At 46.2% G+C, this 15,444-nt stretch carries 11 protein-coding genes and 1 pseudogene; all 12 read left to right on the top strand.

Annotated elements, in window-relative coordinates; genetic code table 11:
* Positions 1 to 24 precede the first annotated feature (24 nt).
* Positions 25 to 546 (top strand): biotin/lipoyl-containing protein, encoded by a 522-nt coding sequence (locus H6A28_RS03075; protein ID WP_022354532.1) that lies wholly within the window; start codon positions 25 to 27, stop codon positions 544 to 546.
* A complete protein-coding gene (locus H6A28_RS03070; protein ID WP_204474299.1) occupies positions 543 to 2,075 on the top strand; it encodes an acyl-CoA carboxylase subunit beta in 1,533 nt (510 codons plus the stop codon). Before H6A28_RS03075 ends, H6A28_RS03070 begins: the two co-directional genes overlap by 4 nt.
* Positions 2,076 to 2,184: 109 nt before the next feature.
* Positions 2,185 to 3,090 (top strand): DMT family transporter, encoded by a 906-nt coding sequence (locus H6A28_RS03065; protein WP_204478781.1) that lies wholly within the window; start codon positions 2,185 to 2,187, stop codon positions 3,088 to 3,090.
* Complete coding sequence (locus tag H6A28_RS03060; protein ID WP_204478779.1) at positions 3,078 to 4,706, top strand: AAA family ATPase; 1,629 nt, start codon at positions 3,078 to 3,080, stop codon at positions 4,704 to 4,706. Before H6A28_RS03065 ends, H6A28_RS03060 begins: the two co-directional genes overlap by 13 nt.
* A complete protein-coding gene (locus H6A28_RS03055) occupies positions 4,633 to 6,003 on the top strand; it encodes a vWA domain-containing protein (protein WP_239465238.1) in 1,371 nt (456 codons plus the stop codon). Before H6A28_RS03060 ends, H6A28_RS03055 begins: the two co-directional genes overlap by 74 nt.
* A gap of 1,039 nt (positions 6,004 to 7,042) precedes the next feature.
* On the top strand, positions 7,043 to 7,420 hold the full coding sequence (locus H6A28_RS03050; RefSeq protein WP_204474295.1) for a hypothetical protein: 378 nt from the start codon (positions 7,043 to 7,045) through the stop codon (positions 7,418 to 7,420).
* Positions 7,417 to 7,806 carry a hypothetical protein gene (locus H6A28_RS03045; protein ID WP_204474294.1) on the top strand — a complete coding sequence of 130 codons (390 nt, stop codon included), beginning with the start codon at positions 7,417 to 7,419 and terminating at the stop codon, positions 7,804 to 7,806. The genes H6A28_RS03050 and H6A28_RS03045 overlap by 4 nt, the downstream gene beginning before the upstream one ends.
* 315 nt (positions 7,807 to 8,121) lie before the next feature.
* Positions 8,122 to 8,739: an HD family phosphohydrolase gene (locus tag H6A28_RS03040; protein WP_239465237.1), complete on the top strand. Its 618-nt coding sequence runs from the start codon at positions 8,122 to 8,124 to the stop codon at positions 8,737 to 8,739.
* A gap of 586 nt (positions 8,740 to 9,325) precedes the next feature.
* Positions 9,326 to 9,880, top strand: coding sequence for a hypothetical protein (locus tag H6A28_RS03035; protein WP_204478777.1), 555 nt, complete (start codon positions 9,326 to 9,328; stop codon positions 9,878 to 9,880).
* A gap of 124 nt (positions 9,881 to 10,004) precedes the next feature.
* Positions 10,005 to 10,139, top strand: a pseudogene (locus tag H6A28_RS15380) (MobV family relaxase); the annotation flags it as partial.
* Between the two features lie 524 nt (positions 10,140 to 10,663).
* The gene (locus H6A28_RS03030) at positions 10,664 to 12,097 is read left to right on the top strand and encodes a calcineurin-like phosphoesterase C-terminal domain-containing protein (protein ID WP_204474291.1); all 1,434 of its coding nucleotides are present in this window, start codon (positions 10,664 to 10,666) and stop codon (positions 12,095 to 12,097) included.
* Between the two features lie 54 nt (positions 12,098 to 12,151).
* On the top strand, positions 12,152 to 15,415 hold the full coding sequence (locus H6A28_RS03025; protein WP_204478775.1) for a SusC/RagA family TonB-linked outer membrane protein: 3,264 nt from the start codon (positions 12,152 to 12,154) through the stop codon (positions 15,413 to 15,415).
* Positions 15,416 to 15,444 lie beyond the last annotated feature (29 nt).

Genomic DNA, 15,444 nt, shown 5'->3' with positions numbered 1-15,444 from the left:
ACGTATTTATTAAAGTAGAAGATTATGGAAATACATATAGGAGACAGAGTTGCAGACGTGACCTTGGTCAGCAAGGAAGGCAATAAGGTACAGCTGACCATCGACGGAGTGCCTTACGATGTGGACATCGTGATGGCCGAAAACGGAAGTTGTTCCATTCTGCACGAAGGTAAGTCGTACAACGCCGAACTGATTCGTAAGGAAGGCGGAAAGAGCTACACCGTCAATGCGCATTACCAGTCATACAACATCGATATCATCGACTCTCAGGCCAAGTACCTGCGCATGCGCAAGGGTGCCGAAGAGAAGCAGCAGGACAAGATTGTTTCTCCGATGCCGGGCAAGGTAGTCAAGATTCCGGTAAAGGTAGGCGACCGCTTGCAGGCTGGTGACATCGTGGTAGTGATTGAAGCCATGAAGATGCAGAGCAACTACAAAGTGAACAGTGAATGCGTGGTGAAGGAAATCCTCGTGAACGAAGGAGACTCCGTCAACAGCAATCAGGTAATAATGACGTTGGATGTAATTAAAGAAGACGAACAATGACAACAGCAGAACAATATAAGAAATTTGAGGAGCTGGACAAGCTGGCTTCTCAGGGCGGTGGCGTAGAACGTGTGGAAAAACAGCACGCCAACGGTCACATGACAGCCCGCGAACGTATCGACATGTTGCTCGACAAGGGTACGTTCAATGAAATCGACAAGTTCGTAATCCACCATTGCACAGACTTTGGCATGGACAAGAAACATATTCCGGGCGACGGTATCGTATGTGGTTACGGTAAGATTGACGGCCGTCTGGTTTATGTATATGCATACGACTTCACCGTATTTGGCGGTACACTGAGCACAACCGGTGCCCAGAAAATCGTGAAGGTACAGGAACTGGCTCTGAAGAACGGTGCTCCGGTCATTGCCTTGAACGACTCGGGTGGTGCCCGTATTCAGGAAGGTGTAGGCAGTATCTCCGGTTACGCTTCCATCTTCTATCAGAACACCATCGCTTCGGGTGTGATTCCGCAGATTTCGGCCATCTTAGGTCCGTGTGCAGGAGGTGCCTGCTACTCTCCGGCCCTGACTGATTTCATCTTCATGGTGAAGGAAAAGAGCCACATGTTCATCACCGGTCCGGACGTAGTGAAAGCCGTGACCCACGAAGAAGTGGACAAGGAAGAACTGGGTGGTGCCTATACCCATAGCAGCAAGAGCGGTGTGACACACTTCCTCTGCGACACCGAAGAAGAAACCCTGATGAGCATCCGCGAACTGTTGAGCTTCCTTCCTTCCAACAACATGGAAGATGCCCCGATGATTCCTTGCAACGACGACATCCGTCGTGCCGATGAATCACTGATGAGCGTCATTCCGGACGACCCGAACATGCCGTATGATATCAAGAACATCATCGAGCCGGTGGTCGACAACCAGTACTTCTTTGAAGTGATGCCTCACTTTGCCAAGAACATCGTGGTCGGATTTGCCCGTCTGGGCGGACGTTCCGTAGGTATCGTGGCTAACCAGCCTGCTTATCTGGCCGGTGTACTCGACATCGATGCCTCTGACAAGGCTTCCCGCTTCATCCGTTTCTGCGACTGCTTCAACATTCCTATCGTGACATTCGAAGACGTGCCGGGCTTCCTGCCGGGATGTACACAGGAACACAACGGTATCATCCGTCACGGCGCGAAGATTGTGTATGCTTACGCAGAAGCTACTGTGCCTAAGATTACCGTCATTACCCGTAAGGCTTACGGAGGTGCTTACATCGTAATGAACAGCAAGCCGATTGGTGCCGATGTGAACTTCTCTTACCCGACAGCCGAAATCGCCGTAATGGGTGCCGACGGTGCCGTAAACATCCTGTACCGCAAGGCTACTCCGGAAGAGAAAGCCAAGGCAGTGGAAGAATACAAGGAGAAATTCTCCAATCCTTACCGCGCGGCCGAGCAGGGTTACATCGATGAAATCATTCTGCCGAAAGATACACGTTACAAACTGATTCAGGCATTGGAAATGACTCAGAACAAGAGCCAGAGCAATCCGCCGAAGAAACACGGTAACATGCCGCTGTAATCAGGTAGCGATTGTATTCATCCTAAAAAATTCAGAAGCGAAGAATTCCGCCGGTCATTCGGGAGGGTTCTTCGCTTTCTTGTATAGTTATCACATTCGATTTTTGCATATGAAGGAAGCATTTATAAAACTGCACCTTTCCATCTTGCTGGCCGGAGGAACGGGTGTGTTTGGAAAACTGATATCCCTGAACGAAGGGCTGTTAGTGTGGTACCGGATGATGTTTGCCTCCGTGATGTTCTTTCTGCTGCTCTCGTTCCTGAAGAAGCTGCGAAAAGTCAGCTGGGGCGATGTGGCAAAGATTGCCTCCGTGGGACTGTTGCTGGCCAGCCACTGGATTTTCTTCTACGGCAGCATCAAGGCCTCCAACGTGTCCATCGGCGTGGTCTGCCTGTCGGTGATGAGCCTCTTTACGGCCATCTTTGAGCCCCTCATCAACCGTCACCGCATCTCCTTGCGGGAGATACTGTTCAGCTTAGTGGCCGTGCTTGGCATCGTGCTGATTTTCCATTTCGACACCCGTTACCGGACCGGTATCTGTATGGGTATCATCTCGTCGGCCCTGGCTTCGCTGTTTACCATTGTCAACAAGAAGGTGGCCGTAAACTACACTTCCAGTACCATGCTGATGTACGAGATGCTGGGCGGTTTCCTGGGCCTGTCGTGTGTGTTGCCTTTCTACCTCCATTATTTCCCTGTAGCCTCCATTTTGCCCGGTACGAAAGACCTGGTTTACCTGCTCTGTCTGGCATCGGTCTGTACCGTCGGACTCTATATCCTCCAGATTCAGGTGCTCAAGGTCATTTCCGCCTTTACGGTCAATCTGAGCTACAACCTCGAACCGATATACAGCATCATCGGTGCCATGATTATTTTCCAGGAAGCCAAGGACTTGAATTTCAGTTTCTACTTGGGACTGGGACTGATTGTGCTATCGGTGGTGCTCCAGACCCTCAACGTGCTGTCGAAACAACATAAGTTTTTCCCCTCACTCTACGTCAAATGGAAGCATTGAGAAATCGCATTGAGAAACTGCTGGAAACCCTGAACGAGCGGGTGTACGGCAAGGAAGAAATCATGGCCCTGGCCCTGCTGTCGGCCGTGGCCGGAGAGAGCATCTTCCTGCTGGGCCCTCCGGGAGTAGCCAAGAGTATGGTGGCCCGTCGGCTGAAACTCATGTTCCGCGGAGGCACCGCGTTCGAATACCTCATGTCGCGTTTCAGTACCCCCGACGAAATATTCGGCCCCGTGTCCATCGCCAAGCTGAAAAACGAGGACACCTACGAGCGTATGACCGAAGGCTATCTGCCCACCGCCACTGTGGTCTTTTTAGATGAAATCTGGAAAGCCGGTCCCGCTATCCAGAATGCCCTGCTGACCGTCATCAACGAGAAAATCTACCGCAACGGACAGTTCACCGTACAGGTGCCCATGAAAGGGTTGATTGCCGCCTCGAACGAACTCCCCGCTTCAGGGCAGGGACTGGAAGCCTTGTACGACCGCTTCTTGGTGCGCAAGTTAGTGGGTGGCATTGAAGACCTGTCTGAATTCGACCAGATGATTCTGACCGCCGATGAAAGCGAGCCGGAAATGGACGAGCAGCTGGCCGTGAGCGACGAAGAATACCGTCGGTGGCAGGAACAGATGAAAGCCGTCGGTCTGCACTATTCCGTGCTGGAAGTGATTCATTCCCTCAAAGACAAGCTGGAAGACTACAACCGTCAGCTGGAAAATGCCGATGTACCCGCTTCGCCCGCCTTGTACGTGTCCGACCGCCGTTGGAAGAAAATCGTGCGTCTGCTGCGGGCCTCCGCCTTCTTGCAAGGAAATACCGAAGTCCGCCTGTCCGACTGCCTGCTGATGGTACACTGCCTGTGGAACGAGACCGGGCAGATAGACTGGGTGCGCGATGCCGTGCTGACCGCGGTAGGCGAGAGCGTGCGCGGCTATGTGCTGAACCTCTCCGGCATTGAAGCCGACCTGCAAGCCCTGAAGAAAGAACTCGACTCCGCAGGAGCCCTGCGCGAGCGGGCCGATGCCGGACTGCAACTGGTCGACTCCTATTATTACCAGGTGGAGCGCGTACGCCTGGCCGGACGGTTGCTCCTCTTCGCTTCCGACTACCAGCAGCTGGATGATACCGGCAAGCAGTTCTACCTGCATAAGGACAAGTACAAGACCGACTGTTACGTGCTGAAGAAATACGACCCCTCGATGCGCGGCAAGGTATCTCCCTCGAAAGTCTACACCCTCCGTCGGGGCCGCCGTTCGGTATTCATCAACGACTATGAATACCCCTTGCTGTGCACGCCCGACTGCACCGCCCTGCCCGCCATGGAGGTACAGTCGCACGAAGACCTTCCCGCCCGCTTCAGTCGGCTGGAACAGCAGCTCGGCCACGTGGAAGCCCATTGCGGCGACTGGGTGAAAGAAGAAGCCGACTATTGCGCGAACCATCTGTTTGTCGGACGAAAAGAAAAAGAAGCCATGAGCCGGATACTGGGCGAGCCGACGAAAGCCCTGTTCCGCTATCGGAACGAATTGGAGGAAATGAAACATGCATACCGGAAAGAGAACGAGGAATATCCGTCTGAAAGACCTGAAAACAGCCTATTTGGAGCAACTTCGTGAGCGGAGCCGGGCGCGGATGGAAGAATATCTTCAGGGGCGGACGGTATTAGAGAGCGAGCTGGAAGAATGTGTGTGGGACTATTACCGCAAGACGGTGCCCTCGCTTCAGGAATTCTATTCCCGCTATACCCCTGAATGGGAAGTCTTCTATGCCAACGAAACCCTTTCGTCGGCCGATTTCCTGACCTTCCTGCAACGGATGGAAACGGCCTTCCGCAAGCGCTATACCTTGGCCGAACTCGATGTGTCCTATTACATCAGTCGCCTCTCCCAGCTTCCCGAAAGAAGCGAAGAACGTGCGGCCTTGCAGGAACTCTTTCTGGACAAGTGGCACCACCTGCTTTCGGTGAAGGAATACGACTACCAGTACCAGCACCTCTTCCGCCTGTGCGGCGGGTTCGCCCTGCTGGACAAGTCGTTCGGTCTGAAAACGGAGGGCAACCTCCGGGGCTCGCGCGTGAAATGGCTGTTGCGGAACCATCCGGAACTCTATCAGAAAGTGGTGCCCTATGAGAAAGCCATGGAGCAGAACCGCCAGATACGCGAGCTGGTGCGCTGCCTGGGAAAGAACGTGGGTGGACGGAAAGAAAGTTTCGACTCCCTGTCGGGACTCCGGGCCGACAGCCTGATTCATCATGCCGCCCAAAGCGACGTGGAAGGAGTGACCTTGGGCGACGACCTCAACAGCCTGCTGCCCGTGGAGTATTGCTACCTCACGGACGAGGGGCTCTATCCTGTCTTCATGCAGCGTTATGTGGAAAAACGCCTGCAACAGTTCGACTCTTATTCCCGTGAGGACCGTTCCGACCGTTCGCCGGAGAAAAAGAAAGTCAGTGCCCAGGGCCCCTACATCATTTGTGTGGACACCTCCGGTTCCATGCGCGAAGGCCGTGAACGCCTGGCCAAGTCGGCCGTGCTGGCCATTGCCCGACTGACGGAAGCCACCTCGCGGAAATGTTACGTCATCAACTTTTCGGAAGACATCCAAACCCTCTTGGTACGCGATTTGAAGACCGATTTCCCTGTGCTGGTGGACTTCCTGCAACGTCGTTTCGACGGCGGTACCGATGTGCGTCCGGCTTTTGCCGAAGCGCTGATGATGCTGCGTACCCACGGCTGGCATCGGGCCGACGTGGTGCTGATTTCCGATTTCGAGATGCCCCCTCCCGATGATGCGTTGCTGGCCGACATCCATCGTGCCCGTTTGCGGGGTACTTCCTTCTATGCACTGGTGTTCGGTACCCATCCGGAAACAGACTACCTTCATGAGTGTGAAAAGTATTGGGAGATGTATTGAATGGAAAAATCACTTTGTCCTTATTTCTCGCTCTTTGCTGAATATAAGATTTGAAATGCGAAATTCTGCTTTCTTTCTGAAGAACGGAATTTCGCATTTTTTTGTGTATAATTTTGAGTTACCCCTCTCAGAAGGCTTGTAGAGGGGGTGCTTCCTGTCTAAAAACGGGTATTCGGATGAATCTGGAGAAGAAAATGCGGGAAAATCGGCCTGAAAAGCTGAATTTGACGCCAAAATACCGAAGGGTTTGGACGAAAACCCCGAAGCGTTTCAGGAAAAACTCTTTGACGTTTGAGAGGAAACGCAAGGGCGTTTGAGGGCAAATGTACTTGCGTTTTGGAAGGTGGTTTCTAGGGCTGCTGGAGGAGGTTGGAAAATGTGGATTTTGGGGGTGTTTTTTTGCGGAATGGGAGGCCTGGAGTGTGAAAATGGGAGTTGCTTTTTGTACGTGTTTGCTTGTGTTTTGTGGAGGATATGTGTGGTTTATTTCTTATTTGTGTGATAGCGGTTGTTATTTATTTGAATATTGTTTCTTTTTGAATTTGTATAAATGTTTTTCCTTGTTAAAAAAGGAAGCATGGGGATTGGAGCGGTTAAATTAGAAAATTTGAGTGGGGGATAGGAGAGATTGACATTTTGTTATGTTAGGGGTTTTGATTGAGTATTCAGAAGAAAGTTTTTATGGAGGCAGAATCTATAAATTATCTTTTATGTATAGTGGATGAAGATTGGCCATCAAACTTTTGATTTATAAAATATATTGGCTACTTTTGCAAAGCATTGGATTTTCCGGTGCGCTTTTTTATTTGACATATCGTAGCTCAATCGCCTCTGAATCACCACCTCGGAACTGAACGAGCTATAATAACACACATTGAGGAGTCCGTATATGGCGCAGACTTCTCACTTAGTGTGTTATGGCTTGTGGTGAGCCAAGAGGCGTAGGTGGTTGTCTGCGTCTTTCTTTTTGGTTAAACGTATGACAAACCTTTATTGGATTTATTGCAATAAATATATGTTTAACTAAAAGATTTGTAAAATGAAAAAACTGTTTCTATTAGGAATTCTTATTCCATTCTTGAACACTTCATGCTGTTCTATATTTACAAGTGCAAGACAGACTGTTACTTTTGTTGGGGAAGAAGGTACAAGAATCTATGACAATGGTATGAAAATAGCTACGATAGGAGTGAGTGGTGAAACAAGCGTCCGCATTCGAAAGAAAATATCTTCTAAAGAACTTATTGCAAAAAAGGAAGGTTATAGACCAACCCCCTTGAGATTGGAATCAACTTTCAATCCTGTTGCTTGCATAAATTTACTGAACGTACTGGCCTGGGGGATTGATTTAGGTACTCAAAAGGCTTTTAAATGGGAAAATACTTATTTTGAAATAGAAATGGAGAAAGAAAAATGAAAAAGTTATTTGGTGTAATGCTGCTATTCGCAGCTATGATTGTATCTTTTTCCTCTTGTTCTAAAGACGATGAAGAGGTATTTGTGACAGCAGAAAAGGTTGTTGGTACGTGGAATGTCATATGGGCTGAACAAGATGGGGAAAGTGTGGATGTTCCTGAAGGGTATATCTATATGACATTGAAAAGTGATGGGTCCTACAAAACGGTAATGTTCTCAGATTATTACATAGGAAAGTATAAGATTGAAGGGAATACTGTTATAGGAACCACATTAGATCCTATTACAGAGTATTATAAGTTTACCAGTTTGGATGGTGACATTGCTAATATAGATTATTCAAATAGTATTGGGGAGCAATACAAATTTAGAGCGGTTAAAAGATAGTTTGGAAATGTAAGGCACTATACAAAATTTTGTGTAAATGGAAACAGGATTCAGTTGTAAGTTTTTGAATCCTGTTTCCCCAAATAAATATAAACTACCTAGTCAGCATATTATAGCCTAGTTCTTTCAATATATTTTTTTAGGACAAATCATGCCTTCAACATAATCACATCATCCAGGTTGGTAGTGTACTGGTGAGAGATATATTCATTTTTCTTCTTCGGGAATTAAAATGTGATTCTTTTTAGGAGCAATAATTTTTCTCAAGAGAACAATCTTTTTTATACCTTTATGCACCGAACAATCAATAATAAGATGAGTACAAAAGACGAATTTATAGAGTTACTTCGTTCAACCAATCGTGAAGGAGTTGAAGATTTATTGGAAGGATTGGAGAAAATCGGATTCTTTACTGCACCTGCTTCTTCTACCCATCACCTCAATATTGAAGGAGGATTAGTACAGCATTCACTCAATACATGCAAAGCAGCACTTATGGTATGGGAAGGAATGATTGCACTAGGACCCGGATTGGAGAAGGAAGTAGAAAGAGACAGCGTAATTATTGCCAGTCTACTTCATGATGTTTGCAAAAGTGATATTTACTTCCGGAGCGTCAAGAAAAAGAAAACAGCAATAGGTACTTGGGAGGATAGTGAAGGATATAAAGTATCTTACAAAAACTTCCCGATGGGACATGGGGAAAAATCGGTTATCCTTATCCTTTGTAATGGTATATCATTAACTGATGATGAAATGTTAGCTATACGCTGGCATATGGGAGCCTGGGGACTTAACTTAAACAGCTATGAAGACCAGAGATGTTTCGATACCTCACTGAAACTCTATCCCTTGGTTACAATCATTCAAGTAGCGGATAAACTGGCTGCGAACATCATGGAAAGAAGTGGGGAAGAATTGGATGAACTTTAACTATACTGTAAGCTTTCAAATAATTAAAAACGATTTCGAAATTAATAAAGTAAGAAGTAAAATGGGAGTATGTTTAGAAATGACTTGTAACCATTGTGGTCATACTTGGAATAATTACTATGGTTTTGGTGCTGAGCATGGGACAGCCTTACACTGTGAGACATGTGGAAAAACTTTTTTTGTGACAGATTCTAATATTAAACATTGCACTTGCGGTGGGCGATTAGTTACTGAACCAGACGACTACGTTTGCCCCAATTGCCATCTTCATACCGGTTTGAAAACATTAGATGGAGATCTCGTTGGAATGTGGGAATAACTAATAGGGAAATTTGAGTAAATGAAAACAAGATTCAGCTGTAAGTTTCTTCTTATATTTGGATTCTGTTTTCAATGATAATAATAAATTGATTCATAATCAACTCCAGTTATGAGCTGTGTCCAATATGTTACTATTAGTTCTGACTTTGGACTATTATTCTGACTTATGATACATTGTTCATTAAGAACTTATAGTTTTGTTATATACAACTATCGACTGGAACTATACATCTATTTAAAACAAAATATTAAATACCAATAATTTATGAGTTATAATTATCAAATCTATTTAGATGACAACTTGGAACTTCTATCTGAGAAGCCTCAAAATTTAATGGCAGAAGTTACAGTAAAGGGTTCTGAAAATTTCGGGAATTATCATACTTCTTATTTTCCCATTAACAGAAATGGAGAAGAGCTTGTTTTTAATGAATGGCATTTAAAAGAATTTTACATCAATCGGCAGTGGAACCGAAGCTATTTATTGGGATTCATAGTCTCTAAAAAAGATATGCCTTACATCAACTTATACGACTTGATAAAAAAATATAGAGATACTATTTGGAGTAATAACGGAAAAAGTGAATTAGAACTTAACTCTAAAATGCTTCGTTATGCGATTGATTTTTTAAAGGAAATTCCAGAGGAAATCAGTACACATTTCGGAGTTGATATTTATTTAACTTATACTAAGGTTTTTACCAATCAGGATTTATACAATTTCTATATCATGCTTTCTGATTCATTTCGTAATCTAACAGCAACAGAATTTAGTTTTTTAAATAAACTATTCATTCGGAGATGGAAAGCAATAATTTAGTAAATCTTTGTGCCTATTTTAAATAACCCTCAAAGATATATGAATTCTGAATCGTAGAACGAATCTGGTCTAATTATTATCTATTTTGAAATACGTATTTTACCGGAGGCTTATTGTCATTTCATCAAAGGCTGCTATATGGTTCCCTTATTATCGTGAAATGTTATGTATGGAGAATTTCTGTCTTAAAGTCGGCTTCAACGAAAGACAAACTTCCACGCTCATAAGTGGCAAACTGATTTTTTACGAGGGAGAATTATAATCGGAAGAACATAAACGGAAATTAAGACTGAGAAGCTGTTTTGAATTTCTCCAAAAAGTTTTTCTTGGCTTGATGTCTCTGTTTTCGTGTGTGCTTTGGGCGATTTCTTGGTCCTTTTCGCTCCTGTTCTTCGTCAGATAGCCCGCTATCTTCCTCATCACAGAAGCGAAAATGCCTCAAAAACTCATCCCAAATCATCGCACGATAAATTCAAAACAGCTTCTAAAAAGTTTTTTGGGCTTGATGGTTAAAAAGCTTCCTCGAACGAACATAAGTGATCGGCCTGATTTACTTATGTGAAACGCCCGACTTACTTATGTGAAACGGTTCACTCACTTATGTTCATCAAAATGCATACTTGAATCCTTGTCATGGGTTCAGGTATGCATTTTTGTTTGTATTGGTTTTGTCTTTGTTCTCACATAGTAATGTCATTAAGGTGTAACTGATTTGAAATACCACAGGTTTACTTTTGCTTTCGTAAACAAAACTAGATTAAATTTATAAAATCAAAAGTAAAGATGGATGGTAAATCTTTAATTATTAGTGCTTTCTTTTGTGGTATGTGCCTGGCTTCAGGTGCTCAGGAAGCAATGTTGCGTTTCAATGGGAAGGTGACAGACCAAAGCGGTAAGGGAATACCTGGTGTGGTGGTAAATGACGGTGTGCATTTTACCAAGACAGACAAGCTGGGAGCATGGGCATTGAATTCGGATACGACAATCAGTAAATTTGTAGCAATATCTACTCCGGCTGCGTATGTTTTGCCACAGCAGGACGGGTTGGCTACAGGACATTATATTGCGGTACGTGACTTGGCTCAAGCAGGCGGAAAGTATGATTTCGTATTGGAGAAGCGGAAGCAAGCAGACGGACGTTTCCATTATATAGCCATATCGGATCCTCAGGTAAAAAATGAAAAACAACTGAAACGCTGGCGTCAGGAAACGGTACCCGATTTGAAAGAAGTTATCGATTCTTTAAAGCAGACGCGTGAAGTGGTTGCCATGACCTTGGGCGATTTGGTGTGGGACAACATGCCTTTGTTCGATGAATATCAAGAGTCGGTAAAAAATACCGGTGCTGTTTTCTTCCAATGCATCGGAAACCACGATTTCGATAAGCAATACCAAGACCTTCACAATATGGCGATGGGCACTCCGGTATACGGTGAAAGGATATACGGAAGCTATTTCGGACCTACCGATTATTCGTTTAATATCGGCAAGGCGCACATTGTAACGATGAAAGACATCAACTATGTGGGCGGGAAGAATTATGTAGAAAGCCTTACAGGGCAGCAGTTGGAATGGCTGAAGAAGGATTTAAGTTATGTGCCGAAAGGAAGTCTGGTTATTCTGAATATGCATGCGCCGGTATGGAATAAGGTGTCGCCGGGCGGAAATGTCCGTAATGCGGATGCTTTGAAGGAAGTATTGAAAGATTATAAGGTGCATGTATTCTCCGGGCATACGCATTTCTTCCAGAACAACGAAGTGACGCCTACGCTTTACGAGCACAATATCGGCGCAGCCTGTGGCGGCTGGTGGGCTGGCTGGGTAAACCAGTGTGGTGCGCCCAATGGCTATATGGTAGTAGATGTAGATGGCGATAATGTGAAATGGCATTACAAGGCAACGCGCCGCGATTTCGCTTATCAGTTCCGTATATATAATAAAGGAGAGTTTACGGCTCAAAGCAGTTTTGTGGTAGCCAATGTCTGGGACTGGGACAGTGCTTGCCGTGTGGTATGGTATCAGGATGGCAAGCCGATGGGGGATATGGAACAGTTTGTCGGTTCGGATGAAGAGCGTGCTTCGCAACTGAAAGACCGCAGCCAGGCTGAACCTACGGCTCACCTGTTCCGTGCCATGCCTTCCGATGGTGCCAGACAAATCAAAATAGAGTTTACCAACCGTTTCGGCGAAGTCTATACACAGACTATCAGCCTGTGACATCCTTGAAGGCTGTTATTTTTCGTGTAAATACACATTCTTAACCAATAAATAATGAGAACATTACAATCTGTAGTTTTGTTCCTGATATTGGTCTTGGCGGGAAGCAATGTGACGCTTTCTGCACAGAACCGGACCATATCGGGAAAAGTGTTGGATGCAAACGATGAACCTCTTATTGGGGTGACGGTTGCGGTTGAAAGTTCTACTATCGGAGCGATAACCGATGTGGATGGTACATTTTCGATTCAGGTGCCACAAGGAAAGGTCACTTTGAATGTATCGTATGTAGGTTTTGCCGCACAAAAAGTGACGGTGGCACCCAATCAGAAAAGTGTTACGGTGCATCTGAGTGAGGATGCGGTTTTGTTGAATGAGACCGTGGTTGTGGGATATGGCAAGCAGAAGAAAGTAAATCTTACGGGAGCTGTATCTACGGTGAACGGAGATGAACTGGAACACCGCGTGACGACTTCGCTCAGCAATATGCTGCAAGGTACGGTGGCTGGTTTGAACGTAACCACTTCTTCGGGCGTACCGGGAAGCTCGGCTACTATCAATGTGCGTGGTGTGACTTCTATCAACGATGCCGAACCGCTGGTATTGATAGACGGTGCGGTAGGCGAGATAGACCGTATCAATCCCAACGATGTAGAATCAATCTCCGTAATTAAAGACGCATCGGCTGCCGCTATTTACGGTGCACGTGCAGCCTTTGGTGTGATTTTGGTGACTACCAAGTCCGGAGCTGCTAAAGACGGGAAAGCTACGGTGCATTATAGCGGCCGTTTCGGCTGGCAGGCACCTACCACTTCTACCGACTACGAAACGACCGGTTATTGGTCGGTATATACTATCAACAAGTTCTGGCAAGCCAATTCGGGTACATTGTATGTCGATTATACAGACCAGGACATGCAGGAGTTGCTGAACCGTGTGAACGACAAGACCGAGAACCCCGACCGCCCGTGGGTGGTAGAAGACGTACGTAACGGACGCCGCCAGTGGGTATATTATGGAAACCACGACTGGTGGCACGAATTGTACCGCGATAATCGTCCGGTGCAGCAGCACAACCTTTCTGTCAGCGGCGGAAAAGACGATATCAAGTATTATTTGTCTGGCTCATTCGACAAGCAGACCGGTATCTTGCGCGAAAATCCGGATGTGTACCGGAAATACAACTTGCGTTCGAAGATTGACTTCCGGATTAATAAGTGGTTTACGATGTCGAACAATACGTCGTTCTACAGTTCGCAATACAGCTACTTGGGCGATGGCAGTGTAGAAAATACGTTGGCATACAGTGCCCGCCACGCTTTGGCTTGTTTCCCGCAGAAGAATCCCGATGGTTCGTGGTTGTATAGTACACCTTATCTGAATTATAAGGTGGCAAATGGCCGTCATATTCTGTTGGGCGAAGATTCACACCGCAATGTAGAGCGTGGTACAGACTTTTCGAATACAACCCGTTTGGTTTATTCTCCGATAAAAGAACTGAGCTTTACGGGCGACTTCACATACCGTTTGTATCAGACACGCAATACAAGCCGTTCCAATCCGATGTATTACCGTGAATATCCCGATGGCGAACTGCTTTCGTATGCTACCGGTGCCGGTGCCAACCGTTTGGATGAATCGGTGAATACGAGCAATTATTATTCGACGAACATCTTCGGTAATTATACCGATACGTTCAACGATGCGCATCATTTGACCGTAGTAGCCGGTATGAACTACGAAGCATGGAAGAGCAAAAACATTTCGGCATACGGTGAAAACCTGGTATCTGCCGACCTGGACGATTTGGACTTGGTAGGTCAGAATGCCGAGGGTGCTACCATTACCGGTGTAGGCGGCGGACAGAACGAGTATGCTTTGTTAGGTATCTTCGGCCGTATCAACTACGATTACAAGAGCCGTTACCTGTTCGAAGTGAGCGGGCGTTACGACGGTACTTCCCGTTTTGCGAAAGGCAACCGCTGGGGATTCTTTCCTTCGGCTTCTGTAGGATGGCGCATTTCGGAAGAGCCTTTCTTCCTGCCTGCACGCCGTTTGGTTGACAACTTGAAAATCAGGGCTTCTTTCGGTAGCCTGGGCAATCAGAATGTGTCTTCTTATTACACCTTCGCGCGTCTGGTATCTATCGCCAATCTGAATTATACGTTTGGTGAAGGAAGCGTATTGCCCAAATATTCTACGTTGGGTGCTCCGATTGCTTCGGACATGACATGGGAAACCGCCCAGCAATGGGACTTCGGTTTCGACTTGACGATGCTGGGCAACCGCTTGAACTTGACGGTAGACGGTTATATACGTGATACCCGCGATATGTTGACCGACGGTGTGGAACTGCCTTCTGTATATGGAGCGAGTATGCCGGAGATGAATGCTGCCGACTTGCGTACGAAAGGATACGAAATCACCTTGAACTGGCATGACCAGTTGACGCTGGGAGGCAAACCGTTTGAGTACAGCATCGGGGTTAACCTGAGCGACTACAAGAGCATTGTTACGAAATATGATAATCAGGACAAGACTTTTGCCCGAGACTTTTATGAAGGTATGGAAATCGGTGAAATCTGGGGATTCGTGACCGACGGGCTTTTCCAAACCGATGAAGAAGCACAGGCATACGCCGACCAAGTAGACTTGACTTATGTATTGAATGGACAAACCGGAGGCTGGCAGGCAGGCGACGTGAAGTTTGTCGATTTGAATGGTGACAATAAGGTAAATATCGGAAGCAATAATGTGAATGCTCCGGGCGACCGTAAGATACTCGGTAATTCGTTGCCTTCGCTTTCTTACGGTATTACGGCAAGCGTGCGTTGGAACGGCATTGATGTATCGGCGTTCTTCCAGGGGACAGGCAATCATTACTGGTATCCCGACGGAGAATCCATGCCTTTCTGGGGAGCTTACTCTTATCCGTACCTGTCTTTCTTGCAAAAGGATTTCTTACAAGATGTATGGTCAACAGATAATACAGATGCTTATTTCCCGCGTGCAATGGCTTATTCGGCATCAAGCGGTGTGCTGAGCAATGTAAACGACCGTTATTTGCAGAATATACGTTACATGCGTTTCAAGAATCTGACCGTAGGTTATACCTTGCCGCAACAGTGGACGCAGAAAGCCGGCATTGAGTCGGTACGCGTATATTTTACGGGTGAAAACCTCTGCTATTGGTCTCCGTTGAAGAAACATTCGAAGTATGTCGACCCTGAAGGTGCTATCGACCGGAGCGGAGCTTACAACAATGCATTCTATCCGTGGCAGAAGTCATTCCTGTTCGGTATCGATGTCACTTTCTAACATGAATTTTTAAACAGAAGAGAAAAAAC

Source organism: Bacteroides mediterraneensis, from assembly GCF_016900355.1.
Classification (GTDB): Bacteria; Bacteroidota; Bacteroidia; order Bacteroidales; family Bacteroidaceae; genus Phocaeicola.
This window is presented reverse-complemented; position numbering and strand designations above follow the sequence as displayed.

Coding starts and splice junctions, on each gene's coding strand:
- H6A28_RS03075 (WP_022354532.1), top strand. CDS start 25: ATGGAAATACATATAGGAGACAGAGTTGCAGACGTGACCTTGGTCAGC.
- H6A28_RS03070 (WP_204474299.1), top strand. CDS start 543: ATGACAACAGCAGAACAATATAAGAAATTTGAGGAGCTGGACAAGCTG.
- H6A28_RS03065 (WP_204478781.1), top strand. CDS start 2,185: ATGAAGGAAGCATTTATAAAACTGCACCTTTCCATCTTGCTGGCCGGA.
- H6A28_RS03060 (WP_204478779.1), top strand. CDS start 3,078: ATGGAAGCATTGAGAAATCGCATTGAGAAACTGCTGGAAACCCTGAAC.
- H6A28_RS03055 (WP_239465238.1), top strand. CDS start 4,633: ATGCATACCGGAAAGAGAACGAGGAATATCCGTCTGAAAGACCTGAAA.
- H6A28_RS03050 (WP_204474295.1), top strand. CDS start 7,043: ATGAAAAAACTGTTTCTATTAGGAATTCTTATTCCATTCTTGAACACT.
- H6A28_RS03045 (WP_204474294.1), top strand. CDS start 7,417: ATGAAAAAGTTATTTGGTGTAATGCTGCTATTCGCAGCTATGATTGTA.
- H6A28_RS03040 (WP_239465237.1), top strand. CDS start 8,122: ATGAGTACAAAAGACGAATTTATAGAGTTACTTCGTTCAACCAATCGT.
- H6A28_RS03035 (WP_204478777.1), top strand. CDS start 9,326: ATGAGTTATAATTATCAAATCTATTTAGATGACAACTTGGAACTTCTA.
- H6A28_RS03030 (WP_204474291.1), top strand. CDS start 10,664: ATGGATGGTAAATCTTTAATTATTAGTGCTTTCTTTTGTGGTATGTGC.
- H6A28_RS03025 (WP_204478775.1), top strand. CDS start 12,152: ATGAGAACATTACAATCTGTAGTTTTGTTCCTGATATTGGTCTTGGCG.